The organism is Pseudomonas sp. GW821-FHT02H09 (genome assembly GCF_059421425.1).
This window is the reverse complement of sequence record NZ_JBWKVA010000014.1, coordinates 77907-101449: the sequence shown is the minus strand read 5'-3', so window position 1 is coordinate 101449 and position 23543 is coordinate 77907. Positions and strand designations below refer to the sequence as shown.

Here is a 23543-nt window from a genome sequence, read left to right as displayed (position 1 = left end):
TTGGCCTTTGATAAGAGTGATCTATGCGTGAAGCAAGTGAGCAGGAAATTTTCTGGCAAGGTGACTTCGGCGACGACTATGTGGCTCGCAATCAGGGCCATCAGCTAGTCGCGGCCAATCTGGCGCTGTTTTCCAAGGCGTTGGCGCGCACCTCCCGAATCGACAGCCTGATCGAATTGGGGACCAATACCGGGAACAATCTGCAAGCGCTGCATCAGTTGCTTGCGGGGTGTGCCTTGCACGGTGTCGAGATCAACGCGAAGGCTTACGCCCAAGCCCGAGCCTTGGGTATTGCCGATATCTGGCACGGGTCGTTGTTCGATTATCCCCGTGACCGGACCTTCCAGTTGACCTTGAGCAAAGGGGTGCTGATCCACCTGGCGCCCGAGCTGTTGCCTGCCGCCTACGCACAGCTCTATGAGTTGAGTGAGCGCTATATCCTGATTTGTGAGTATTACAACCCTGCACCGGTCGAGGTGCCGTATCGCGGCAACAGCGGCAAGTTGTTCAAGCGCGATTTCGCCGGCGAAATGCTCGATCGCTACACTGATCTGCAATTGCTCGACTATGGCTTTGGATACCATCGTGATCCTCAGTTTCCCGTCGACGATATCACCTGGTTTCTGCTGGAAAAACGCACGTGAACAGCGTCGCAATCATCCCAGCCCGCGGGGGCAGCAAGCGCATCCCGCGCAAGAACCTCAAGCTGTTCGACGGCGAACCGATGATTGCCCACTCGATACGTACCGCGCTGAACTCAGGCTTGTTCGATCAGGTGCTGGTCAGCACTGATGACGAAGAAATTGCTGAGCTGGCCCGCGCCCGTGGAGCAACAGTGCCGTTCATGCGCCCGGCGGAGCTGGCAGATGATTTCACCGGAACCGCAGCGGTGATCGCTCATGCCTTGAATACACTGCATGAGCAGGGACAGCACTACGAGTACGCCTGCTGCATTTACGCGACCGCTCCGTTGCTGCAAACGCGGTATTTGCATCAGGGCCTGGACGTGTTGGAGCAGCATCCAGAGAAATCCTTTGCCTTCTCGTTGTGCAGTTTTGGCTTCCCCATTCAACGTGCGTTGACCATCGATGCGCAAGGCACTCTGACTTCGCTCTATCCGGAGTTTCGCGACACCCGCTCCCAGGATTTGCCCGCCGCCTATCAGGATGCCGGGCAGTTTTACTGGGGGCGAGCCGAGGCCTGGTTACGCGGGGACAGGCTGTTCTCTGAAAAGAGCCTGCCAGTCATTTTGCCTCGGCATCTGGTGCAAGACATCGACACCGAAGAGGACTGGAAGCGCGCCGAATACCTGTACGCCGCGTTGAAGGCCGGTGGAGAGCTTTCGTGAGAGTCCTGATCCGTGCCGACGCTTCGCTGGCGATTGGCAGTGGTCATGTGGCGCGATGCCTGACGCTGGCAAACGTGCTTCGTCAGCAGGGTGTGCAGGTGGCGTTCGCCTGTCGTCGGCTGCCGGGCAATCGCCTGGAGAGTCTGCAAACCCAGGGTTTCGAGACTTTCGCGTTGCCTGATGAGTATCCGCAGGAACATCCCGAGCAGGGCATTGAGGCGTTGTTGCCCTGGCAGGCCGAGATTGTTGAACTCCAGAACGTTTTAAAGACCACGCAACCCTTCGACTGGATCATCGTCGACCATTACGGCCTCGATCATCGTTGGCAGACGGCGGCCCGACAGTGGGCGCAGCGGATTGCGGTGATCGACGATCTGGCCAACCGGCAGCACGATGCCGATCTGCTACTGGACCAGAATCTGACGGCGACCGCGCACGTCTATGGGCCATTGACCGATCCCGGGTGCCAACAGTTGCTCGGCCCGCGCTTCGCCTTGTTGCGCGACGAGTTCCGTCGCGAGCCGATTGCGATCAAGGATCAGGCACGTCGGGTACTGGTGAATTTCGGCGGCTTTGACGCTGTGGGTGAGACCTGGAAAGCAATGTTGGCAATGGCTGACTTTGGTGAATTGGACGTTGATTTCGTGGCGGGCGTCGACAATCCGGCCTGGACGCAAATGCAGGTGCTGGCTGCCAGCCGTCCCCATTGGCGGCTGCACAGCCATGTCAGCGATTTTGCCCGGTTGATGGCCGAGGCCGATCTGTTTGTCGGCGCGGGCGGCGGTACCAGTTGGGAGCGCGCGGCCATGGGGCTGCCAACGATTTGCATTGCGGTGGCCGCCAATCAGCAACTGAACGCCGAACGCTTGGCGAGCGCCGGCGCCCATGTATATCTAGGGGCCAGCGCCCAGGTCAGTATTGAGCAGCTGCGCCAGGCCATTGGTTTTTTGCTGGGTAATGCTGGTTTGCGGCAAAGTCTGGCGCAGCGCTCCCGACAGTTGGTCGATGGGTTGGGTGCGCGGCGTGTGGCTGTCGCGTTGTCTGGAGTTGTCCTGCAATTACGCAGGGCCACGCTTGAGGATGCGCGACTGCTGTTTGATGGCCGCAATGCCGAGGCGGTCCGCCGTTGGGCCGTGCAGTCCGAAGAAGTAAGCTGGAAGAACCATCAGGCCTGGCTCGCGGCCAGTCTATGCAACCCTCAGCGCTTGCTGTTGATCGCTTGCGCCGCTGACGGCCCTGTCGGGGTGCTGCGCTATGACCGCGTCAAGGCTCAGGCCGAGGTGTCGATTTATCTGTTCGAGGGGCGTTCAGGGTTGGGTTGGGGCAGGGCGTTGCTGGCGCGAGGGGAAGCGTTTGTTGCAGCGCTATGGCCTGATCTACACCTCATCACGGCTCAAGTGCTTGCCGGCAATCAAGTGTCGTCTGGTTTGTTTCGCCGCGCCGGCTACCAGCAAAATGCCTGTGAATTCAGGCGGGTGTTAAAGGATCATCCTAATGACTAGTTTCAAGATCGGTTCGCGTTCGATCGGTGCCGATGCGCCGCCATTTATCATCGCCGAGATGAGCGGCAACCATAACCAGTCGCTGGAACTTGCGTTGCAGATCGTCGAGGCGGCAGCGAAGGCCGGTGCCCATGCCTTGAAGCTGCAAACCTATACCGCCGATACCATGACCCTGGACCTGGATCATGGTGAGTTCTTCATCAAGGATCCCAACAGCCTCTGGGCCGGCTCGTCGCTGTACGCATTGTATGAAAAGGCCCATACGCCATGGGAATGGCATGCGCCGATTTTTGCCCGAGCCAAAGAGCTGGGCATGCTGGCATTCTCGACGCCCTTCGATGAGAGCTCGGTGGATTTCCTCGAAAGCCTGGACGTGCCGGCGTACAAAATCGCCAGTTTCGAAAACACCGATTTACCGTTGATTCGACGGGTCGCCGCCACCGGTAAACCGTTGATCATCTCCACCGGCATGGCCAGCATCGCCGAACTGGACGAGACTGTCCGCGCAGCCCGTACCGCTGGCTGCACAGATCTGGTGTTGCTCAAGTGCACCAGCACCTACCCGGCCTCCCCGGAAAACAGCAATGTGCGCACCATCCCTCATTTGCGGGAGCTGTTTGGCTGTGAGGTGGGGTTGTCCGATCACTCCATGGGTGTTGGTGTTTCAGTGGCGGCGGTGGCGCTCGGGGCGACGGTGGTGGAAAAACACTTCACCCTGGACCGTAGCGCTGGCGGTGTGGATGCGAGCTTTTCTCTGGAACCGGCCGAGTTGGCCAGCCTGGTAATCGAAACCGAACGCGCCTGGCAGGCCATGGGCCAAGTGCGTTATGGCGTGAGCGAGGCGGAGCGGAAATCGCTGGTTTATCGCCGCTCACTCTACGTGACACGGGATATGGCGGCCGGTGAAGTCTTCAATTCGGGCAACGTGTGGGCCATCCGTCCGGGCCTCGGACTGCCCCCCAAGCACATTGATGCGATACTCGGTCGACACGCTCGAAACCCTCTGAAACGTGGTACGCCACTGGATTGGTCGTTGGTCGAGTAGCAGCTTGTGTGGTTGATTCGGCAAAATAGCGTGACCTGCGAGTCATAACGCGCATCTTCACTGTATTGTATTGTATTGACCGGGAATATGGCGCCTGGCCACTGGCTGGCCCAGTGATGGCCTTTTGTTTTTCCCGCTGGCGCCCTCTTGGGGTGATGTAAAATCTCTGTTTGTCGGCGCCCCTCGATTCCTGCGAGCGGTGGTATTCAGCTGTTTATTATTGGGAAGCCGTAATGATTGGCATAAAGAGCATTGCGAGCTACGTACCCGTAGCCGGCGTAGACAATTACGCGCAAGGTGCAAAATTCGACAAGGATGAAGAGTTCATTCTGGGTAAAATCGGTTCCGCTTTCCTGCCGCGCAAACACGCCGGGCAGGAAACCTCGGACCTGTGCGTCGAAGCAGTCAATGCACTGTTCGCCAACAATCCCGAGCTCAAGCGCGAATCGATCGATGCGTTGATCGTCGTCACCCAGAACGGCGACGAAGAGGGCCTGCCGCACACCGCAGCCATCGTTCAGGACAAACTTGGTCTGCCGACTACCGTGGCCGCCTTTGATATTTCCCTGGGTTGCTCGGGCTATGTCTATGGCATCTACGCAATCAAAGGCTTCATGGAAGCTGCGGGCCTGAAGAATGGCCTGCTGGTGACCGCTGATCCGTATTCAAAAATCGTCGACCCGGAAGACCGCAATACCACCATGCTTTTTGGTGATGCTGCGACGGCTACCTGGATGGGCGAAGACGCGCCGTGGCAACTGGGTAAAGCCAAGTTCGGCACCGATGGCTCTGGCGCGCCGCACTTGAAAGTCACCGATGGCGTGTTCTTCATGAATGGTCGTCAGGTGTTCAACTTCGCCTTGTTGAAGGTTCCGGCGCATTTGCATGAGCTGCTTGACGATTCCGGCCTGCAGGCCAGCGATATCGATGCGTTCTGCATTCACCAGGGTAGCGCGGCAATCGTCGATGCGGTGGCGCGACGCTTCGAAGGCGAACCGGAAAAGTTCATCAAGGACATGGTCGAGACCGGGAATACGGTGTCATCGAGCATTCCACTGCTGCTGGAAAAGCACGTGCTCGACAGCTCCTGGAAGCGTGTCGCGCTAAGCGGTTTCGGCGTTGGCCTGTCTTGGGGCTCTGCGATTATCTATCGCCCTTGAACTAAAGTCCCCGGCAGCAAAAATAGCGCTCCAAGGTGTAACCTTGAGCGCTATTTTTTTGCATGAATGATGAGCGAGGCAGCATGAGCGAGAGCTTTGAGCACAATGCCCAGGTAATACAGAACCGTTGGCCGGCGCTGCTCGCCCGTCTGTTGGATGAAGACAGTCAGGCCTTGCAGGCCGATTTGGTGGAGGGCCTGGGTTCGACCCTGAGCATTGCCGGCATTCAGCTCACCAGTCGCCATGATCGTACCCGCGAGGCTCGCTTACAGGCCGACAGCCTGCCTCCCGAGAGCCCGGTGCTGCATGTCTATGGCACGGGGCTGGGCGACCTGCAGCACGTGTTGCTGGAGCGGCCGATGCTTCAACGTCTATATGTTCATATCCTCAACGGCGCGATTTTCGCGCTGGTACTGCAGTTGCTCGACCAGCGGCAATGGCTCAACGATCCGCGCGTCGAGCTGATGTATGCAGGTGACTTGTCAGACATTCGGTTGCCATTTTTTGTGCTGCCCTCCGAGATGGTGCTGGCGGATGACTTCAATGCCAGGATCCGGGATCGATTGGTCAGCGAAGTGCATTTGAGCTTCAACAATCGCGAGTTCGATCCGCAGTCCCCGCAGATCATCCAGCGCCTGCAGGACAGTCTTGAACTGGTGCGCAGCGATCGTGATGTTGCCGAGCTATTTGGCTCGCGGGCGGGTCAGGAAATCTACGTGATTGCTACCGGGCCGAGCCTGGAGCAGCACTTTGACAAACTACGGACTATTCGCGCCCAGGCGCAGCGCCCCTTGTTCATCAGTGTCGATACGGCCTACCGGCCGTTGATTGAACACGGCATCAAGCCAGATCTGGTGGTGAGCGTCGACCAGCGGATCAGCGCCCGACACTTGCCGCCTGAAGACTCCGACAACATACCTCTGGTGTATCTGCCGATGAGTGATCCACAGGTGATGTCTGCCTGGAAAGGAGTGCGCTACGCGGCCTACTCTGCCAGCCCGATCTATGCCGCGGTGCGCAAGCAAATCGCTAAAGCCGAACTCTACGTCGGCGGCAGTGTGATTCATCCGGCGGTAGATCTGGCGGTGAAGATGGGGGCGGCGCAGATCACCGTATTCGGAGCCGACTTTGCCTTCCCGATGAACAAGACCCACGCCGGCTGGAATGATGGTGAGCTGGGGCCGGGCGTTAACCTGGCCAGGCACTGGGTGCTCGATGGTCATGGGCAGCGAGTCAAGACGCAATTGAATTTCCGCCGATACCTGAATGAGCTGGAGCGTTACATCGCCAGGCATCCACAGGTGCGTTTCTTCAATAGCAGTCGGGCGGGCGCGATGATTACAGGCACGACGTTCAATCAGGAGTTCGTGCAATGAACCGGATTGCGCAGTGTGTTATTGACAGTCGGCAGTGTGCCGGGCTGTTCCGCCTGGGACGCGATGTCGAGGCGGCGTTGAATATGGTCGAGGTGTTTGACGAGGCGCAGAGCCTGTTCAGCCGAGCCTCGCCGGATATCCAGCAGCAGTGGGCGCAACTCCTGATGCGCATACTGGCCTGTCAGCAGGCCCAGGATTGGTCAGGGCTTGCTGATTACATGGAGTATGAACTGGTCGAGCTGCTGGATGCCGGCCTGAGTTATTCCTGAAAAATCCTGTTCCGGTAAAAAGCGTCCTGCTCTCCTCATTGCCGGCAATTCTCTGACGTCATTTTTCTTTTGCATACCCTCCCAAACCTTTGTTTTGTGGGGGGGTGGCAGTGTGATGGCAATTTTTTTTAAAAAAGCCCTAAAGCAACCTGCTATCGCGACGATAACTATTACGAAGGTTCTCTAGGCCACACCCGGCGGTTGCCAGGGCCGGAAGCCGCTGTACCCATCCAATGAGGAACTCACCATGTCTTTAGGCGTAAACACTAACGTTGCTTCCCTGTCTGTTCAAAAGAACCTGAACAATGCCGCGAACGCTCTGTCTCAATCGATGACACGCCTGTCTTCCGGCCTGAAAATCAACAGCGCCAAAGACGACGCTGCCGGCCTGCAGATCGCTACCCGTATGAGCAGCCAGATCCGCGGTCAGACCGTAGCGATCAAAAACGCCAACGACGGTATTTCGATGGCTCAGACTGCTGAAGGCGCTCTGCAAGAGACCACCAACATTCTGCAACGTATGCGTGAACTGGCTGTTCAGGCCCGTAACGGCACTAACGGCACCGCTGACCAGACTGCGACCAACGCAGAATTCACGCAGATGTCCGACGAGCTGACTCGTATTTCGCAAAGCACCAACCTGAACGGCAAAAACCTGCTGGACGGTTCCGCTGGTAGCATGACCCTGCAAGTGGGTTCCAACACCGGTACCGCCAACCAGATCACCCTGACTCTGAGCAGCAAGTTCGACGCCGTCAGCCTCTCCGTAGGTAGCGGTACTACTGTACTGACCGGTGCCACCAGCGCCGCAGCGGGTTCCGCCATCGACGGCGCAATCACTGCAATCGACGCTGCAATCGCCTCCGTAGGTGCCACTCGTGCAGCCCTGGGTGCTTCGCAAAACCGTCTGACCAGCACTATCTCCAACCTGCAGAACGTTAACGAAAACGCCACCGCTGCACTGGGTCGCGTACAAGATACCGACTTCGCTGCGGAAACTGCTCAACTGACCAAGAACCAAACTCTGCAATCGGCTTCCACCGCTATTCTGGCGCAAGCCAACCAGCTGCCAAACGCCGTACTGAAACTGCTTCAGTAATTTCGCAGTGAGTTTTGGCGGGGGAGCGCGCTGGTCGTGCTCTTCCGCTTTTTTACTTTAGGAGGTGATGGACATGGATATGAGCGTAAAGCTGAACTTGTCTTACCCGGCGGTTAAACCGGTGGGCAGCACGACCGATAAACCGGCTGGGGCGCCTGGGGTCGACAGCGTACAGGCTGTGGCTGGTAGTAAAGACTCTGATTCGGAGAAGTTGAAAACCGCCGTGCAGGAAATCGAAAAGTTCGTGCAGTCGATCAAGCGCAACCTGGAGTTTTCAATCGATGAAGCCTCCGGCAAGGTCGTTGTAAAAGTGATTGCTACTGCAACGGGGGAAGTGGTGCGACAGATCCCTTCCGAAGAGGCGTTGAAGCTGGCGGACAGTTTGAATACGGCGAGTAATGTGTTGTTCGACGCGAAAGCCTGACAACTGGCATGAATAGTGTCTTTACATTCTTTTGATGGCGATTGTGGTCAAAAGGCTGGCAACAGACTGAAAGGGAGATGTACATGGCAAGTCCAATTACAACGTCTACAGGCCTTGGCTCTGGTCTTGACATCAATTCGATCGTTACTGCGTTGGTCAATGCCGACAAGGCGGCCAAGCAGGCGCAGATCAACACTCAAACCACGCTCACCACGTCGAAGATTTCCGGTGTTGGCTCGCTGAAAAGCGCCCTGGCTGCTTATCAGGCCGCCATGGACAAGCTCAACAGTGCTACAAGTCCGGCTTTTGCGGGCTTTTCGGCGACTTCGTCGACGCCGGCAACGCTCACGGCTACCACTGACAATACCGCAGTCAACGGTAGCTATAACGTTGTTGTCAATAATCTGGCCACCGGTTCGAAAGTCGCCAGTGCTTCCTTTGCTGGCGGTGCTACCAGTGCCATTCCGACTGGTACCTTGCAAATCAGTCAAAATGGCACTGCCTACAACGTCAGTATTCCGTCCGGTGCGACCTTGCAGTCAACCCGTGATGCGATCAACAGCACGCTGAAAACCCAGGGCATCACGGCCAACATCGTCACCGACAGCAATGGTTCGCGCCTGGTGATCGGGTCGACCACCACAGGTAAGGGCTCGGATCTTACGGTCAGCGGCATTGCCGGTCTGGCAATCGACGGCACGAAGCTGGCGGACACCACTAATACCGCAAGTGCCGGGACTATCGGCGCGTTTGCCAGCGACGCGAGTCTCACAATCGACGGTCTGGCAGTGACCAGCAAGAGCAATACTGTCAATCAGGCGGTGGGTGGCCTGAGCATGACGCTGGTTGCACCGGGTTCCTCGACGGTGACAGTGGCAACCAATACCACGGGTTTGCAGACCTCGATCCAGTCGTTTGTCGATGCCTATAACACGCTGGTGAAGACTGTAACCTCCCTGACCCAGGCCACTGCGGATGCGAATGGCAAGCTGACCGTCTCTGCTGCGATGACCGGTGACTCCCTGCCGCGTTCGCTCATTGCCGATGTGCGTAACGTGTTGGTCACTCCCGGGGCGGGGGGGCAGTTATCGGTGCTGTCGCAATTGGGTATCACCACTGATCAAAAGGCCGGCACGCTGAATTTCGACACGACCAAGTTCACCAAGGCGATGACCGATAAGGCGCTGGGTGGTCAGGTCCAGACGCTGTTTACCGGTACCAACAGTACCAATGGTCTGCTGGCCCGAATGGGGGCGGCGATCAAGCCCTACTCGCAAACCGGCGGCCTTCTTGATCAGCGCAACAGCAGTCTGGGCAAGCAGAAAAGCGATCTGACCAATCAGCAGGCGGCACTGGATCTGCGGGTCACCAGTCTGACGACCACTCTGACCGCCAAGTACAACGCCATGGACTTGCTGGTTGGGCAGATGAAGGCGACGGCGACCAATATTTCGTCGTTCTTCACATCCCTTAATGCGCAGAAATCCTCTGGCTAGTCATGAACTGGTGCCAAAAACCCGGCTGCGTTTTTAGCGCGCCGGGTTTTTGCCTTTCGATCTAAAGTTTTTTGACTCGTAGACGATACATTGGTTATACGAGCCCTTGAGTTGTGATGAGGTAGAACATGAATCCGATGTTAGCCCTTCGGCAATATCAGAAGGTTGGAGCGCAAGCCCAGACCTCCGAAGCCAGCCCGCACCGCTTGGTGCAGATGCTGATGGAGGGCGGGCTGGATCGTATTGCTCAGGCCAAAGGCGCCATGGAGCGCAAGGATATTCCGGGTAAAGGTGTGTTGATCAGCAAGGCTATCGGGATCATCGGTGGCTTGCGTGAGGGGCTGGATCTCGAGACTTCGGCCGATTCATTGGGGGACCTGGATAATCTCTATGTCTACATGATGAAGCGTCTCGCTGAGGCCAATATCAACGGCGATCCAAAGATTCTCGACGAGGTCGCCGGCTTGCTTCGCACCGTTAAAGAAGGCTGGGATGCCATTGCTGTGCCTGGTCCGCAGTTCTAGGGAGATCACCATGAGTCTTGTACTGCAGCGTATCGAAGAAACCCGTGAGGCCCTTGTAGGGGCATTGGCCGAGCGTGACTGGGAGGCCATCGGCCAGTTGGACCTGGCATGCCGTGCCTGCATGGAAGATGTGCTGAGTGAGGCTTCGCTGGACGAGATGGCGCTGCGTAATAATCTGGAAGAGTTGCTAGGGGTTTACCGGCAATTGCTGGAAACCGCGATGGGCGAGCGTCAGGCGATAGTTGACGAGATGTCGCAGATCCATCAAGCACAGAGCGCGGCAAAGGTTTACCATCTATTCGGTTAATACTCAGTTAATCCGAACGTAGTGCGTCATAAATTTGACTGTGCACGCTTTTTTGACTTAACTAGTGGCTGATTTCAGAATTCAGGCGTCTATCTGGCAGAAAGTGCCTACAAGCGTCTAGCTTGCCCCTCATGTTGGGCATTGAGTTGACTAGGGAAGTTGCTATTGCATGTGGCGTGAAACCAAAATTCTGCTTATTGATGACGATAGCGTCCGTCGCCGCGACCTTGCGGTGATTTTAAATTTTCTTGGCGAAGAAAATTTACCCTGTGGTAGCCATGATTGGCAGCAGGCTGTCGGCTCTTTGTCATCCAGTCGTGAAGTAATCTGTGTCTTGATCGGGACCGTAAATGCTCCTGGCGCGGTTTTGGGTTTGTTAAAGACACTCTCAATGTGGGATGAGTTCCTTCCGGTTTTGTTAATGGGCGATATTTCTTCCATTGACCTGCCTGAAGACCAGCGCCGCCGAGTGCTTTCCACGCTGGAAATGCCTCCCAGCTACAGCAAATTGCTGGACTCCCTGCACCGTGCCCAGGTCTATCGCGAGATGTACGACCAGGCCCGCGAGCGCGGTCGTCATCGCGAACCCAATCTCTTTCGCAGTCTTGTTGGCACCAGTCGGGCGATTCAGCATGTCCGCCAGATGATGCAGCAAGTGGCCGACACCGATGCCAGCGTGCTGATCCTTGGCGAATCCGGCACCGGCAAGGAAGTGGTAGCGCGCAATCTGCACTACCACTCCAAGCGTCGTGACGGGCCGTTCGTGCCGGTCAACTGTGGTGCGATCCCGGCCGAGTTGCTGGAAAGCGAATTGTTTGGCCACGAGAAGGGCGCTTTCACTGGCGCGATCACCAGTCGTGCCGGACGTTTTGAACTGGCTAACGGCGGTACGCTGTTCCTCGACGAAATCGGTGACATGCCGTTGCCTATGCAGGTCAAGCTGCTGCGTGTGTTGCAGGAGCGGACCTTCGAGCGTGTCGGCAGCAACAAGACCCAAAGCGTCGATGTGCGAATCATTGCGGCGACCCACAAGAACCTCGAAAGCATGATCGAGGTTGGCAGTTTCCGCGAAGACCTGTACTACCGCCTGAACGTATTCCCGATCGAAATGGCACCGCTGCGCGAGCGCGTCGAAGACATTCCGTTGCTGATGAACGAGTTGATCTCGCGCATGGAGCACGAGAAGCGCGGTTCGATCCGCTTCAACTCGGCGGCGATCATGTCGCTGTGCCGTCACGGTTGGCCGGGCAACGTTCGTGAGCTGGCCAACCTGGTGGAGCGCATGGCGATCATGCATCCGTACGGGGTCATCGGTGTGGTCGAGCTGCCGAAGAAATTCCGTTACGTGGACGATGAAGACGAGCAAATGGTCGACAGTCTGCGCAGCGATCTGGAGGAGCGGGTGGCCATTAATGGGCATGCCCCGGACTTCGCGGCCACAGCGATGCTTCCGCCGGAAGGTCTGGACTTGAAGGACTACCTTGGTGGTCTGGAACAAGGCTTGATTCAGCAGGCGCTGGATGATGCCAATGGCATCGTGGCGCGGGCTGCCGAGCGTTTGCGCATTCGTCGTACCACCTTGGTGGAGAAGATGCGTAAGTACGGTATGAGCCGTCGTGATGGCGATGAACAGGCGGATGATTGACGCCTGTTTTTTAACGTGCTGAAAAGCACGTACCCCGCCTCGACAATAACTGTTCGTCTTTGACGGCATCTCTTGCCGTCATACGGCGTTGCCGCTCCTCGCCATGGCGGGCTATGACTCGTCGCGGCGCCTTGTCTGGCGGCAAGAGCCGCTCGTCAAAAACTGAACGTATTGCCGAGGCGGGGCACGCATTATTTTTCGGCACGGGTATTGCTATAGCTCTCGCAACGTTCCGTTTAACTGACGGTCAGCCAAGCGAGAGAGCACGATGCCCCAAGCCGCCCAGATGTCTCCTGCCCCTGATGCGCAAGGGCAATCGTCGTCCGTAGAGCAGGCAAGCCGGCTTGGGCTTGAGCAGGCGTTTGCACTGTTCAACCAGATGTCGAGCCAACTTACCGACTCCTACAGCATGCTTGAAGCGCGAGTCACCGAACTCAAGGGTGAGCTGGCGGTGGTCAGTGCTCAGCGCATGGAAGAGCTGGCCGAAAAAGAGCGCTTGGCCAATCGACTGCAAAACCTCCTTGACCTGTTGCCCGGTGGCGTCATCGTCATCGATGCGCAAGGCATGGTCCGTGAAGCCAATCCGGCGGCGTGTGAATTGCTCGGCCTGCCGCTGGAGGGTGAGCTCTGGCGTCGGGTCATCGCGCGCTGCTTTGCGCCCCGCGAGGACGACGGTCATGAAATTTCCCTGAAAGATGGTCGACGGCTGTCGATTGCCACCCGGTCGCTGGATGCCGAGCCGGGTCAATTGGTGCTGCTCAACGATCTGACTGAAACCCGTCACCTGCAAGATCAACTTGCCCGCCATGAGCGCTTGTCGTCCCTGGGGCGGATGGTCGCTTCTTTGGCCCACCAGATTCGCACGCCGTTATCGGCCGCCTTGCTGTACGCCAGTCATCTGACCGAACAGGAACTGCCGGTAGCCACTCAGCAACGCTTTGCCGGACGGTTGAAAGAGCGCTTGCACGAGCTGGAGCATCAGGTGCGCGACATGCTGGTGTTCGCCCGTGGCGAGTTGCCGTTGACTGACCGTGTTACCCCTCAGGCATTGATGCAGTCGCTGCAAGCCGCAGCACTGACCCATGTTCAGGATTTACCGGTGCGCTGGCAGTGCGACAGTCATGCTGGCGAGCTGCTGTGCAACCGCGACACGCTGGTGGGGGCTGTGCTCAATCTGATTGAAAACGCCATTCAGGCCAGTGCCGGCAATGTCTGTTTGAAGGTGCATCTCTATACCCGTGAAAACACCTTGCGCTTGTGCGTCAGTGACAACGGCAGTGGTATCGATGCGGCCGTGCAGGCCAGATTGGGTGAGCCGTTTTTCACCACTAAAACCACTGGGACCGGCCTCGGCCTGACGGTAGTCAAGGCGGTGGCGCGTGCTCATCAGGGAGAATTTCTGTTGCGCTCACGGCCGGGCCGCGGCACCTGCGCGCTGGTGGTTTTGCCACTTTTTTCTTGTGAGCAGCCCAGTGTTCAAGGAGTGGAATGAGGCTCATGGCAGTCAAGGTTTTACTGGTCGAAGACGATCGTGCGCTGCGCGAGGCGTTGACGGATACGCTGCTGCTGGCCGGGCATGACTACAAGGCTGTCGGCTCGGCAGAGGAGGCTCTGGAGGCGGTCGCCGCCGAAGCGTTCAGTCTGGTGGTCAGTGATGTGAACATGCCGGGGATGGACGGTCATCGGTTGCTCGGCCTGTTGCGTGCGCGTCAGCCGCAGTTGCCTGTCTTGTTGATGACGGCTCACGGTGCGGTCGAGCGGGCGGTGGACGCCATGCGCCAGGGGGCAGCCGATTATCTGGTCAAGCCGTTCGAGCCCAAGGCGTTGCTCGATCTGGTGGCGCGTCATGCCTTGGGTTGTCTGGAGGGGGCGCAGGATGAAGGCCCGGTGGCCTTCGAGCCAGCCAGTGCACAGTTGCTTGAGTTGGCGGCGCGGGTCGCCCGAAGTGATTCCACGGTGTTGATTTCTGGTGAGTCCGGTACGGGTAAGGAGGTGCTGGCACGTTACATTCATCAGCATTCTCATCGAGCGAGTCAGCCGTTTATCGCAATCAACTGTGCGGCGATTCCCGACAACATGCTCGAGGCCACCTTGTTCGGTCATGAGAAGGGCTCGTTCACGGGCGCCATTGCCGCTCAGGCCGGCAAATTCGAGCAGGCTGATGGCGGTACTATTCTGCTCGACGAAATCTCCGAAATGCCTTTAGGGCTACAGGCCAAGCTATTGCGTGTATTGCAGGAACGCGAGGTTGAGCGCGTTGGTGCGCGCAAACCGATCGCGCTGGATATTCGCGTGGTTGCGACCACCAATCGTGATCTGGCTGGCGAAGTGGCGGCGGGGCGGTTTCGTGAAGATCTCTACTATCGTCTGTCCGTGTTTCCGTTGGCCTGGCGTCCGTTACGCGAGCGCACCGCCGATATCCTGCCACTGGCCGAGCGTCTGCTGGCCAGGCACGTCAATAAAATGAAACACGCCGCCGCGCGGTTTTCGAGCGAGGCTCGGGCTTGCCTGGTCGGTTATCCGTGGCCGGGCAACGTACGTGAGTTGGATAACGCGATCCAGCGTGCGCTGATCCTGCAGCAAGGCGGATTGATTCAGCCTCAGGATTTTTGTCTGGCGGGACCTGTGGCCTGTGCGCCGCTTCGTGCATTGGGTGTGCCCAGCTCGCCGCAAGTGCGCGGCACGCCGGTAGATATGGAGCAGGGTGAGTCGGCGGGCGGGCTGGGGGATGATCTGCGTCGTCGCGAGTTCCAGATGATCATCGACACCCTGCGTTCCGAGCGCGGTCGCCGCAAAGAAGCGGCCGAGCGCCTGGGCATCAGTCCACGGACATTGCGCTACAAGCTGGCGCAAATGCGCGATGCCGGAATGGACGTTGAGGCTTACTTGTTCGCGACCTGATGGGTCGGCAAAGACCGGGAGCGGGTTTTGTTCATGGTTGCCATGGAGCTGGCACCCTTGTTGCTAACACCTGTCTATCCGCTGTGTGAGTGTCAAAAAATTGCGGGTCGTCAGAGAGAGTAGACCATGAGCCAGGGTATTGAATTTAATCGATTGATGTTGGATATGCGTTCCATGCAGATGGATGCCATGGCTCAACCTAAATCGGCTGTCGCAGTGCCGGAAATGGGCGGCAGCAGCTTTTCCGACATGCTCGGGCAGGCTGTCAACAAGGTCAACGACACTCAGCAGGCATCGAACCAATTGTCGAGTGCCTTCGAAATCGGCAAAAGCGGCGTCGACCTGACGGATGTGATGATTTCCTCGCAGAAGGCCAGCGTCTCTTTCCAGGCATTGACACAAGTGCGTAACAAGCTGGTTCAGGCGTACCAAGACATCATGCAGATGCCAGTTTAAGGAAGAGATTGAGTCATGGCAGAAGCAGTCGCCGATAACGTTCCGGTCAAGGCCAGCCCAGCAGGCGGCAAGCCGCCGCTGTTCGGTTTGTCCTTTCTGGAAAACCTCTCCGAGATGACCATGCTGCGTCAGGTTGGCCTCATGGTTGGTCTGGCAGCGAGCGTGGCGATTGGGTTTGCCGTGGTGTTGTGGTCCCAGCAGCCCGATTATCGTCCGCTGTATGGCAGCCTTGCCGGTATGGACGCCAAGCAGGTCATGGACACTCTGGCCTCCGCAGACATTGCCTATACCGTTGAGCCTAATTCCGGTGCGTTGCTGGTCAAGGCTGATGATTTGCCACGGGCGCGACTCAAACTTGCCGCTGCCGGTGTGACTCCGCGCGACGGCAATATCGGTTTCGAAATCCTCGATAAGGACCAGGGCCTGGGTACCAGTCAGTTCATGGAGGCGACCCGTTATCGTCGCGGCCTTGAAGGGGAATTGGCGCGGACCATCTCCAGTCTGAATAACGTCAAGGGCGCGCGCGTGCACCTGGCGATTCCGAAAAGCTCGGTGTTTGTGCGCGACGAGCGCAAGCCAAGTGCTTCGGTACTGGTTGAACTGTATTCCGGCCGCTCGCTGGAGCCGGGTCAGGTTGTGGCGATTATCAATCTGGTGGCAACCAGTGTTCCCGAGCTGAGCAAGTCGCAGATCACTGTGGTCGATCAGAAGGGCACCCTGCTCTCCGACCAGGCGGAAAACTCCGAACTGACCATGGCCGGCAAGCAATTCGACTACAGCCGCCGCATGGAAAGCATGCTCACTCAGCGTGTGCACAACATTCTGCAGCCAGTACTGGGCAACGACCGCTATAAGGCCGAAGTGTCCGCTGACGTGGACTTCAGTGCCGTCGAGTCGACTTCCGAACAGTTCAATCCTGACCAGCCTGCATTGCGCAGCGAGCAGTCAGTCAACGAACAACGCTCCAGCAGTAACGGCCCGCAAGGTGTGCCGGGCGCCCTGAGCAACCAGCCTCCGTCCCCGGCCTCCGCGCCGCAAACCACGGCCGGCGCTGCGCCTGCTTCCGGTATGGTGCAGCCGGGGCAACCGTTGCTCGATGCCAACGGTCAGCAAATCATGGACCCGGCCACAGGTCAGCCAATGCTGGCGCCGTACCCGGCGGACAAGCGTCAACAATCCACCAAGAACTTCGAGCTTGATCGCTCCATCAGCCACACCAAGCAGCAGCAGGGACGCTTGAGTCGTCTGTCGGTTGCGGTGGTGGTCGATGATCAGGTCAAGGTCAATGCAGCCAACGGCGAAACCACCCGCGCGCCATGGAGCGCCGACGAATTGGCGCGCTTCACTCGCCTGGTGCAGGACGCCGTCGGTTTCGACGCCAGCCGGGGCGACAGTGTCAGCGTGATCAATGTGCCGTTCTCCGCCGAGCGCGGTGAAGTGATCGCCGAAATTCCGTTCTACTCGCAGCCATGGTTCTGGGACATCGTGAAACAGCTGCTCGGGGTATTGTTCATCCTGGTGCTGGTGTTCGGTGTGCTGCGTCCGGTGCTCAACAACATCACCGGCAAAGGCAAGCAGTTGGCGGGTATCGGTAGCGACGCCGAGCTGGGCGGCATGGGTGCTCTGGATGGCGAACTGAGCAACGACCGCGTCAGCCTTGGTGGCCCGCAAAGCATCTTGCTGCCTAGCCCGAGCGAAGGCTATGACGCACAGTTGAATGCAATCAAAAGTCTGGTGGCAGAAGACCCGGGTCGGGTGGCTCAGGTCGTGAAAGAGTGGATTAACGCAGATGAGTGATAACCGAGCTGCTACCGAAAAACTCACTCGAGTCGACAAAGCCGCGATTCTGCTGCTGTCCCTGGGTTCAACCGATGCCGCGCAAGTGTTGCGGCACATGGGGCCCAAGGAGGTTCAGCGTGTCGGCGTGGCCATGGCGCAAATGCGCAATGTGCACCGCGAGCAGGTCGAGCAGGTCATGAGCGAGTTCGTCAATATCGTCGGCGACCAGACCAGCCTCGGCGTCGGTTCCGATGACTATGTCCGCAAGATGCTCACTCAGGCCCTGGGCGAAGACAAGGCCAACGGCCTGATCGACCGGATCCTGCTGGGTGGCAACACCAGCGGCCTGGACAGTCTGAAGTGGATGGAGCCGCGGGCGGTGGCGGACGTGATCCGTTACGAGCACCCGCAGATCCAGGCCATCGTCGTCGCTTATCTGGACCCGGACCAGGCCGGTGAAGTGCTCGGGAATTTCGATCACAAGGTGCGGCTGGATATCATTCTGCGGGTTTCCTCGCTCAATACCGTGCAGCCGGCGGCGCTGAAAGAGCTCAACCAGATTCTCGAGAAACAGTTCTCCGGCAACTCCAATGCGGCTCGTACCACCCTGGGTGGTATCAAGCGTGCTGCCGACATCATGAACTTCCTCGACAGCTCGATCGAAGGTCAGTTGATGGACTCGATCCGCGAAGTCGACGAAGACCTGTCCGGTCAGATCGAAGACCTCATGTTTGTGTTCAACAACTTGTCCGACGTCGACGACCGCGGTATCCAGGCGCTGCTACGCGAGGTCTCATCCGACGTGCTGGTGCTGGCTCTCAAAGGCTCGGACGAAGGCGTCAAGGAAAAGATCTTCAAGAACATGTCCAAACGGGCGGCCGAACTACTGCGTGACGACCTCGAGGCCAAGGGCCCGGTACGCGTCAGCGATGTGGAAACCGCTCAGAAAGAAATCCTCACCATTGCCCGCCGTATGGCCGAAGCCGGAGAAATTGTTCTCGGCGGGAAGGGCGGCGAAGAAATGATCTAAGGCAGGTCCATGTCTTCCAGAAATGATGAGTCCCCAAGCGACCTGATTCGCGCCCGGGATGTCGGCGGTTTCGACATCTGGTCGTTGCCCAGCTTCGACCCGCATCAGCCGGAGCCGGAACCTGAGCCGGAGCCTGTAGAAGAAACACCGGCCGAGATGGAAGAAGTGCCGCTGGAAGAAGTCCAGCCACTGACCCTCGAAGAGCTCGAAAGTATCCGCCAGGAGGCTTATAACGAAGGTTTCGCGACCGGTGAGAAAGAGGGCTTTCACAGCACTCAACTCAAGGTTCGCCAGGAAGCCGAGGTTGCCTTGAGTGCCAGGCTCGCCAGCCTCGAGCGGTTGATGGAAAACCTCTTCGAGCCGATTGCCGATCAGGATTCACAGATCGAGAAGTCGATGGTCGGGTTGGTCGAGCACATTACACGTCAGGTGATCCAGCGTGAGCTGGCTATCGACTCGACACAGATCGAACAGGTGATGCGCGAAGCGTTGAAGCTGCTACCGCTCGATGCCGAAAATGTCCGCCTCTTTATCAATCCGCAGGATTTCGACCAAGTCAAAGCCCTGCGCGAACGCCACGAAGAAAAATGGCGGATCGTCGAGGATGCGGCGTTGCAGGCCGGTGGTCTGCGGGTTGAAACCGCCCACAGCCGCATTGATGCGACCATCGAAACCCGTATCACCCAGGTCATGGCCAAGCTCTTCGACCAGTTGCACGAACAGGCCCTGCATCCAGCCAAACCTGACCTGAGTGTCGAGCTTGCTGCTGTTGAGAATCATCGCGTCGAACTGGATCGTGCGGATGCGTCTTGAGCGAACCAGCTTTGGCAAGCGCCTGAGCAGCTACGCCGAAGCCACCGAGCTGGCGGGCCAGCCGATCCTTGAAGGGCGATTGCTGCGCATGGTCGGCTTGACCCTTGAAGCAGAAGGCTTGCGTGCTGCCATGGGCAGTCGCTGCGTGGTGATCAACGATGACAGTTATCACCCGGTACAGGTAGAAGCTGAAGTCATGGGTTTCTCCGGCAATAAAGTCTTTCTGATGCCGGTGGGCAGTGTCGCTGGCATCGCGCCGGGCGCGCGGGTCGTTCCGTTGGCCGATACCGGTCGTTTGCCAATGGGCATGAGCATGCTCGGGCGGGTGCTCGATGGCGCCGGGCGCGCGCTGGACGGCAAGGGCGGCATGAAGGCCGAAGACTGGGTGCCGATCGACGGTCCGACCATCAACCCGCTCAAGCGTCATCCTATCAGCCAACCGCTGGACGTCGGCATTCGCAGTATCAACGGATTACTGACCGTCGGCCGCGGTCAGCGTCTCGGGCTGTTCGCCGGTACCGGTGTCGGCAAGAGCGTGCTGCTGGGCATGATGACGCGCTTTACCGAGGCTGACATCATTGTCGTCGGGCTGATCGGCGAGCGGGGTCGTGAAGTTAAAGAGTTCATCGAGCACATTCTCGGTGAAGAAGGCCTCAAGCGTTCGGTGGTGGTGGCCTCGCCCGCGGACGATGCGCCACTGATGCGCCTGCGTGCCGCCATGTATTGCACGCGTATTGCCGAGTATTTTCGCGACAAGGGCAAGAATGTTCTGTTGCTGATGGATTCCCTGACCCGTTTCGCTCAAGCCCAGCGAGAAATCGCCCTGGCCATCGGCGAGCCGCCGGCGACCAAGGGCTATCCGCCTTCAGTGTTCGCCAGATTGCCGAAACTGGTGGAGCGCGCAGGTAACGCCGAAGCGGGCGGGGGGTCGATCACGGCTTTCTATACCGTGCTTTCAGAGGGTGACGATCAGCAGGACCCTATCGCCGATGCGGCGCGAGGCGTACTTGACGGTCATATCGTGCTGTCGCGGCGCTTGGCCGAGGAAGGTCACTACCCGGCCATCGACATCGAGGCGTCCATCAGTCGGGTCATGCCGTCGGTGGTCAGCCCGGAGCATATGAGGCGTGCGCAGCACTTCAAACAACTCTGGTCGCGCTACCAACAGAGCCGCGACTTGATCAGCGTCGGTGCCTATGTGCCCGGCGGCGACCGGGAAACCGACACGGCCATCGCCTTGCAACCGTCGATGCTTACCTACCTTCGCCAAGGCTTGAACGACAACATCGGCATGGGCGAGAGCGAGGCTCATCTGGCATCGGTGTTTGCTCCTGTGGCCGGCGGTTAAGTCGTCGTGGTCCAGAGCCGTGCGGCGCGCCTGGCGCCAGTGGTCGACATGGCTGAAAGCGCCGAGCGCACTGCCGCCCAGCGTCTGGGGCACTTTCAGGGGCAGGTCCGTCTGGCGGAGAGCAAGCTGGGCGACCTGGAGCGCTTTCGTGGCGAGTACCAGCAGCAATGGATCGACCGTGGCAGTCAGGGGGTGTCCGGACAATGGCTGATGAATTACCAGCACTTCCTCAATCAACTGGAAACGGCGGTCGGCCAGCAGCGACAAAGTCTTGTCTGGCACCAGAACAATCTGAACAAGGCGCGAGAAACCTGGCAGCAGGCTTATGCGCGGGTCGAGGGGTTGCGCAAGCTGGTTCAGCGCTATATCGATGAAGCGCGTCAGCTTGAAGACAAGCGCGAACAGAAGCTGCTCGACGAATTGTCGCAGCGCTTGCCGCGTCAGGATCAGTATTGATCCGCTATTTCCGGTTTTGCCGGTTGCCCGCGGGCGTGCGGGGTGCTAAACCTTTTACACGTTGCCAATGACAAGGAAGCATTATCATGTCGGTCGTTACTGAAGTTTCACCGGACGGGCAAAAGCTGACGATCTCGATCAAGGGTCGTTTTGATTTCGGCAAGCATCAGGAGTTTCGCGAGTCCTATGAGCGACTCAATAAAACACCCGAGTACATTGTGGTCGATTTGAAAGAGGCCACTTATCTGGACAGCTCCGCGCTGGGCATGCTGCTGTTGCTGCGTGATCATGCCGGCGGAGAAAAATCCGATATACGGGTGATCAACGGTAGCTCGGACGTTCGTAAGATCCTCGCCATCTCCAACTTCGACAAGCTCTTCGACATCAGTTGATCGCCATGCAGCCGGTGTCTGAACCGCTGACCGTCCTGATCGCCGAAGACAGTGCAGCCGATCGCCTGCTGCTGTCGAGTATCGTCCGTCGCCAGGGGCATGAAGTGCTGACGGCCGGCAACGGTGCCGAGGCGGTGGCCGTGTTCGGGCAGCAGCGACCGCAGCTGGTATTGATGGACGCGATGATGCCGGTGATGGACGGTTTCGAGGCCGCCCGGCAGATCAAGCAGTTGGCCGGCGAAACGCTGGTGCCGATTATCTTTCTGACCTCTCTGACCGAAAGCGAAGCCCTGGCTCGTTGCCTGGAAGCGGGTGGCGACGACTTTTTGGCCAAGCCTTATAACCAGGTGATTCTAGCCGCCAAGATCAAAGCGATGGACCGATTGCGCCGGTTGCAGGCGACGGTGCTTGAGCAGCGCGACCTGATTGCCAGTCACCATGACTATTTGCTCAATGAGCAGCGGGTCGCCAAGGCGGTATTCGACAAGGTGGCGCATGCCGGGTGTCTGAATGCGCCGAATATCCGTTACCTGCAATCGCCTTATGCCTTGTTCAACGGCGACTTGCTGCTGGCAGCGTTTACGCCCGCCGGCGATATGCACGTTCTGTTGGGTGACTTCACCGGCCACGGTTTGCCGGCGGCGGTGGGGGCCATGCCGTTGGCGGAAGTCTTCTATGGCATGACTGCCAAAGGCTATGGTCTGTCGGAAACCCTGCGCGAGATGAACGCCAAGCTCAAGCGCATCTTGCCGGTCGATATGTTTTGCTGCGCCACGATGCTTTGCCTGAGTGGTCAGCGACGGGCAGTGGAGGTCTGGAATGGCGGGATGCCGGATGGCTATCTGCATTGCAGCGCAACGGGCGAGCGTACGTCGCTGTTGTCGCGGCATTTACCGTTGGGTGTACTGGGTGCGCAAGACTTCGATGATCGAACCGAAGTCTTCCCCATGGCGCTCGGGGACCGGATCTTTCTGTTGTCGGATGGGGTGATCGATACCTGTGACGCCAATGAGCAATTGTTTGGCGTTGAACGATTAGAGCGGGTATTTGCTGCCAATAGCCATCCAGCCCGGCTGTTCGAGGAGATCGAGCAAGCGCTGAAGGATTTTCGCGGTGAGGCGCGCGACGATGTCAGCATGGTCGAGGTGAGCCAGCTTGCGGCAGAGCTGCTGAGCGCTCCAGTGATGGTTTATTCAGACAGCGGCCAATCCTGCCCGCTGGATTGGTCGGTGAGTTTCGAGTTCCGTGGGGCTACGCTCAAACGCTTCAATCCCCTGCCTTATTTGCTGCGGTTGTTGCTTGAAGTGCATGGGCTGCGGGCGCAAAGCGGAGCGCTTTACAGTGTGATGTCCGAGCTCTATTCCAATGCCCTGGAGCACGGCGTGCTGGGGCTCGATTCAAGCCTCAAGCGCGATGCCCTGGGCTTTACGCAGTACTATCACCAGCGCAACACGCGCCTCACCGAGCTTGAAGACGGCTACGTGCGGGTGCACTTGCAGGTGGAGCCGCGAGGCGAAGGTGGATGCCTGGTGGTTCGGGTCGAGGACAGTGGTGCAGGTTTTGATGTGCAGCGAGTAATGGCCAGACCCATTGATACCGGCAGGTTGTCGGGGCGTGGAGTGAGCCTGATTCGCCAGTTGAGTCGCAGTGCGAGCTGGTCTGACGATGGCCGCAGCGCCCGCGTGGAGTTTTACTGGGAGGCTCTGGCATAATCCGCGAATTCTTGATCAAGGAGCGAGCAAGTGGATGAGATTCATCTGGACCACGATGTGCTGAGCGCATTGCAGGAAGTCATGGAGGATGAGTATCCGCTGCTGCTGGATACCTTTCTCTCAGATTCGGAAGAGCGTTTGAGGCAGTTGCATAAAGCCGATGATGCACACCAGCTCGTAGCTGCGGCTCATAGTTTCAAGGGCAGTAGCAGTAATATGGGCGCTACCCGTCTCGCCGAGCTGTGCCATCAACTTGAGCTGCGGGCCAAAGAGCCGTCGCCTGCCGATATCGAAAAGCTGGTGGCAGAGATTGACGGCGAATTCGCTATCGTCCGCCCTCTGTATGAGGAGGAGCTCGAGCGTTTCCATTGTTGAAAAAAAGCCGCCGCCTGGCGGTTTTTAACTTTACTGAACCAATCTGGCTCGACCTTTGCTAGATATCCTCCAACTGTGCCTACGAT

Annotated in this window: 24 protein-coding genes; all 24 read left to right on the top strand. The window is 58.3% G+C overall.

Annotated elements, in window-relative coordinates; all coding sequences use genetic code 11:
• The first annotated feature begins 23 nt into the window (after positions 1 to 23).
• The 24 genes from AC07VR_RS19375 (at position 24) to AC07VR_RS19260 (ending at position 23457) form a co-directional block, all read left to right on the top strand.
• Positions 24 to 644 (top strand): pseudaminic acid biosynthesis-associated methylase, encoded by a 621-nt coding sequence (locus AC07VR_RS19375; RefSeq protein ID WP_495012217.1) that lies wholly within the window; start codon positions 24 to 26, stop codon positions 642 to 644.
• Entirely contained in the window at positions 641 to 1348 is a 708-nt protein-coding gene (gene pseF / locus AC07VR_RS19370) for a pseudaminic acid cytidylyltransferase (RefSeq protein WP_495012216.1), read from the top strand. Before AC07VR_RS19375 ends, pseF begins: the two co-directional genes overlap by 4 nt.
• Positions 1345 to 2850 (top strand): UDP-2,4-diacetamido-2,4,6-trideoxy-beta-L-altropyranose hydrolase, encoded by a 1506-nt coding sequence (gene pseG, locus AC07VR_RS19365; protein ID WP_495012215.1) that lies wholly within the window; start codon positions 1345 to 1347, stop codon positions 2848 to 2850. The genes pseF and pseG overlap by 4 nt, the downstream gene beginning before the upstream one ends.
• Positions 2843 to 3895, top strand: a complete 1053-nt coding sequence (pseI, locus tag AC07VR_RS19360; protein ID WP_495012214.1) for a pseudaminic acid synthase — start codon at positions 2843 to 2845, stop codon at positions 3893 to 3895. Before pseG ends, pseI begins: the two co-directional genes overlap by 8 nt.
• Positions 3896 to 4128: 233 nt before the next feature.
• Positions 4129 to 5055, top strand: coding sequence for a ketoacyl-ACP synthase III (locus tag AC07VR_RS19355; RefSeq protein ID WP_494994231.1), 927 nt, complete (start codon positions 4129 to 4131; stop codon positions 5053 to 5055).
• Positions 5056 to 5138: 83 nt separating this feature from the next.
• Complete coding sequence (locus AC07VR_RS19350; protein ID WP_495012213.1) at positions 5139 to 6431, top strand: motility associated factor glycosyltransferase family protein; 1293 nt, start codon at positions 5139 to 5141, stop codon at positions 6429 to 6431.
• A complete protein-coding gene (locus AC07VR_RS19345) occupies positions 6428 to 6700 on the top strand; it encodes a hypothetical protein (protein WP_495012212.1) in 273 nt (90 codons plus the stop codon). Before AC07VR_RS19350 ends, AC07VR_RS19345 begins: the two co-directional genes overlap by 4 nt.
• A 247-nt stretch (positions 6701 to 6947) precedes the next feature.
• Complete coding sequence (locus AC07VR_RS19340) at positions 6948 to 7799, top strand: flagellin domain-containing protein (protein ID WP_419119285.1); 852 nt, start codon at positions 6948 to 6950, stop codon at positions 7797 to 7799.
• Positions 7800 to 7872: 73 nt separating this feature from the next.
• The gene (locus tag AC07VR_RS19335) at positions 7873 to 8223 is read left to right on the top strand and encodes a flagellar protein FlaG (protein ID WP_494994228.1); all 351 of its coding nucleotides are present in this window, start codon (positions 7873 to 7875) and stop codon (positions 8221 to 8223) included.
• A gap of 83 nt (positions 8224 to 8306) precedes the next feature.
• Positions 8307 to 9719, top strand: a complete 1413-nt coding sequence (gene fliD, locus AC07VR_RS19330) for a flagellar filament capping protein FliD (RefSeq protein ID WP_494994227.1) — start codon at positions 8307 to 8309, stop codon at positions 9717 to 9719.
• 128 nt (positions 9720 to 9847) lie between these two features.
• On the top strand, positions 9848 to 10243 hold the full coding sequence (fliS, locus tag AC07VR_RS19325; RefSeq protein WP_494994226.1) for a flagellar export chaperone FliS: 396 nt from the start codon (positions 9848 to 9850) through the stop codon (positions 10241 to 10243).
• Between the two features lie 10 nt (positions 10244 to 10253).
• Positions 10254 to 10550 (top strand): flagellar protein FliT, encoded by a 297-nt coding sequence (gene fliT / locus AC07VR_RS19320; protein ID WP_494994225.1) that lies wholly within the window; start codon positions 10254 to 10256, stop codon positions 10548 to 10550.
• Positions 10551 to 10719: 169 nt separating this feature from the next.
• Positions 10720 to 12195, top strand: coding sequence for a sigma-54 dependent transcriptional regulator (locus AC07VR_RS19315; RefSeq protein WP_494994224.1), 1476 nt, complete (start codon positions 10720 to 10722; stop codon positions 12193 to 12195).
• A gap of 286 nt (positions 12196 to 12481) precedes the next feature.
• Positions 12482 to 13687, top strand: a complete 1206-nt coding sequence (locus AC07VR_RS19310; RefSeq protein ID WP_495012251.1) for a sensor histidine kinase — start codon at positions 12482 to 12484, stop codon at positions 13685 to 13687.
• A gap of 5 nt (positions 13688 to 13692) precedes the next feature.
• Positions 13693 to 15096 carry a sigma-54-dependent transcriptional regulator gene (locus tag AC07VR_RS19305; RefSeq protein WP_495012211.1) on the top strand — a complete coding sequence of 468 codons (1404 nt, stop codon included), beginning with the start codon at positions 13693 to 13695 and terminating at the stop codon, positions 15094 to 15096.
• Between the two features lie 126 nt (positions 15097 to 15222).
• Positions 15223 to 15552 carry a flagellar hook-basal body complex protein FliE gene (fliE, locus tag AC07VR_RS19300; RefSeq protein ID WP_419119279.1) on the top strand — a complete coding sequence of 110 codons (330 nt, stop codon included), beginning with the start codon at positions 15223 to 15225 and terminating at the stop codon, positions 15550 to 15552.
• 15 nt (positions 15553 to 15567) lie between these two features.
• Positions 15568 to 17349 (top strand): flagellar basal-body MS-ring/collar protein FliF, encoded by a 1782-nt coding sequence (gene fliF / locus AC07VR_RS19295; protein ID WP_494994222.1) that lies wholly within the window; start codon positions 15568 to 15570, stop codon positions 17347 to 17349.
• The gene (gene fliG / locus AC07VR_RS19290; protein WP_494994221.1) at positions 17342 to 18361 is read left to right on the top strand and encodes a flagellar motor switch protein FliG; all 1020 of its coding nucleotides are present in this window, start codon (positions 17342 to 17344) and stop codon (positions 18359 to 18361) included. Before fliF ends, fliG begins: the two co-directional genes overlap by 8 nt.
• A gap of 9 nt (positions 18362 to 18370) precedes the next feature.
• Positions 18371 to 19174 (top strand): flagellar assembly protein FliH, encoded by an 804-nt coding sequence (fliH, locus tag AC07VR_RS19285; RefSeq protein WP_494994220.1) that lies wholly within the window; start codon positions 18371 to 18373, stop codon positions 19172 to 19174.
• Entirely contained in the window at positions 19164 to 20522 is a 1359-nt protein-coding gene (gene fliI / locus AC07VR_RS19280) for a flagellar protein export ATPase FliI (protein ID WP_495012210.1), read from the top strand. The genes fliH and fliI overlap by 11 nt, the downstream gene beginning before the upstream one ends.
• Positions 20523 to 20528: 6 nt before the next feature.
• The gene (fliJ, locus tag AC07VR_RS19275; RefSeq protein ID WP_495012209.1) at positions 20529 to 20978 is read left to right on the top strand and encodes a flagellar export protein FliJ; all 450 of its coding nucleotides are present in this window, start codon (positions 20529 to 20531) and stop codon (positions 20976 to 20978) included.
• Positions 20979 to 21064: 86 nt separating this feature from the next.
• The gene (locus tag AC07VR_RS19270; protein ID WP_494994217.1) at positions 21065 to 21370 is read left to right on the top strand and encodes an STAS domain-containing protein; all 306 of its coding nucleotides are present in this window, start codon (positions 21065 to 21067) and stop codon (positions 21368 to 21370) included.
• Between the two features lie 5 nt (positions 21371 to 21375).
• Complete coding sequence (locus AC07VR_RS19265; RefSeq protein WP_494994216.1) at positions 21376 to 23082, top strand: ATP-binding SpoIIE family protein phosphatase; 1707 nt, start codon at positions 21376 to 21378, stop codon at positions 23080 to 23082.
• Between the two features lie 30 nt (positions 23083 to 23112).
• Positions 23113 to 23457: an Hpt domain-containing protein gene (locus AC07VR_RS19260; protein ID WP_495012208.1), complete on the top strand. Its 345-nt coding sequence runs from the start codon at positions 23113 to 23115 to the stop codon at positions 23455 to 23457.
• The last annotated feature ends 86 nt before the right edge of the window (positions 23458 to 23543 follow it).

What these genes read in the sequence shown, in the direction of transcription:
- AC07VR_RS19375 (WP_495012217.1), top strand. Translation starts at nt 24, where the DNA reads ATGCGTGAAGCAAGTGAGCAGGAAATTTTCTGGCAAGGTGACTTCGGC.
- pseI (WP_495012214.1), top strand. Translation starts at nt 2,843, where the DNA reads ATGACTAGTTTCAAGATCGGTTCGCGTTCGATCGGTGCCGATGCGCCG.
- AC07VR_RS19355 (WP_494994231.1), top strand. Translation starts at nt 4,129, where the DNA reads ATGATTGGCATAAAGAGCATTGCGAGCTACGTACCCGTAGCCGGCGTA.
- AC07VR_RS19350 (WP_495012213.1), top strand. Translation starts at nt 5,139, where the DNA reads ATGAGCGAGAGCTTTGAGCACAATGCCCAGGTAATACAGAACCGTTGG.
- AC07VR_RS19345 (WP_495012212.1), top strand. Translation starts at nt 6,428, where the DNA reads ATGAACCGGATTGCGCAGTGTGTTATTGACAGTCGGCAGTGTGCCGGG.
- AC07VR_RS19340 (WP_419119285.1), top strand. Translation starts at nt 6,948, where the DNA reads ATGTCTTTAGGCGTAAACACTAACGTTGCTTCCCTGTCTGTTCAAAAG.
- AC07VR_RS19335 (WP_494994228.1), top strand. Translation starts at nt 7,873, where the DNA reads ATGGATATGAGCGTAAAGCTGAACTTGTCTTACCCGGCGGTTAAACCG.
- fliD (WP_494994227.1), top strand. Translation starts at nt 8,307, where the DNA reads ATGGCAAGTCCAATTACAACGTCTACAGGCCTTGGCTCTGGTCTTGAC.
- fliS (WP_494994226.1), top strand. Translation starts at nt 9,848, where the DNA reads ATGAATCCGATGTTAGCCCTTCGGCAATATCAGAAGGTTGGAGCGCAA.
- fliT (WP_494994225.1), top strand. Translation starts at nt 10,254, where the DNA reads ATGAGTCTTGTACTGCAGCGTATCGAAGAAACCCGTGAGGCCCTTGTA.
- AC07VR_RS19315 (WP_494994224.1), top strand. Translation starts at nt 10,720, where the DNA reads ATGTGGCGTGAAACCAAAATTCTGCTTATTGATGACGATAGCGTCCGT.
- AC07VR_RS19310 (WP_495012251.1), top strand. Translation starts at nt 12,482, where the DNA reads ATGTCTCCTGCCCCTGATGCGCAAGGGCAATCGTCGTCCGTAGAGCAG.
- AC07VR_RS19305 (WP_495012211.1), top strand. Translation starts at nt 13,693, where the DNA reads ATGGCAGTCAAGGTTTTACTGGTCGAAGACGATCGTGCGCTGCGCGAG.
- fliE (WP_419119279.1), top strand. Translation starts at nt 15,223, where the DNA reads ATGAGCCAGGGTATTGAATTTAATCGATTGATGTTGGATATGCGTTCC.
- fliF (WP_494994222.1), top strand. Translation starts at nt 15,568, where the DNA reads ATGGCAGAAGCAGTCGCCGATAACGTTCCGGTCAAGGCCAGCCCAGCA.
- fliG (WP_494994221.1), top strand. Translation starts at nt 17,342, where the DNA reads ATGAGTGATAACCGAGCTGCTACCGAAAAACTCACTCGAGTCGACAAA.
- fliH (WP_494994220.1), top strand. Translation starts at nt 18,371, where the DNA reads ATGTCTTCCAGAAATGATGAGTCCCCAAGCGACCTGATTCGCGCCCGG.
- fliI (WP_495012210.1), top strand. Translation starts at nt 19,164, where the DNA reads ATGCGTCTTGAGCGAACCAGCTTTGGCAAGCGCCTGAGCAGCTACGCC.
- AC07VR_RS19270 (WP_494994217.1), top strand. Translation starts at nt 21,065, where the DNA reads ATGTCGGTCGTTACTGAAGTTTCACCGGACGGGCAAAAGCTGACGATC.
- AC07VR_RS19265 (WP_494994216.1), top strand. Translation starts at nt 21,376, where the DNA reads ATGCAGCCGGTGTCTGAACCGCTGACCGTCCTGATCGCCGAAGACAGT.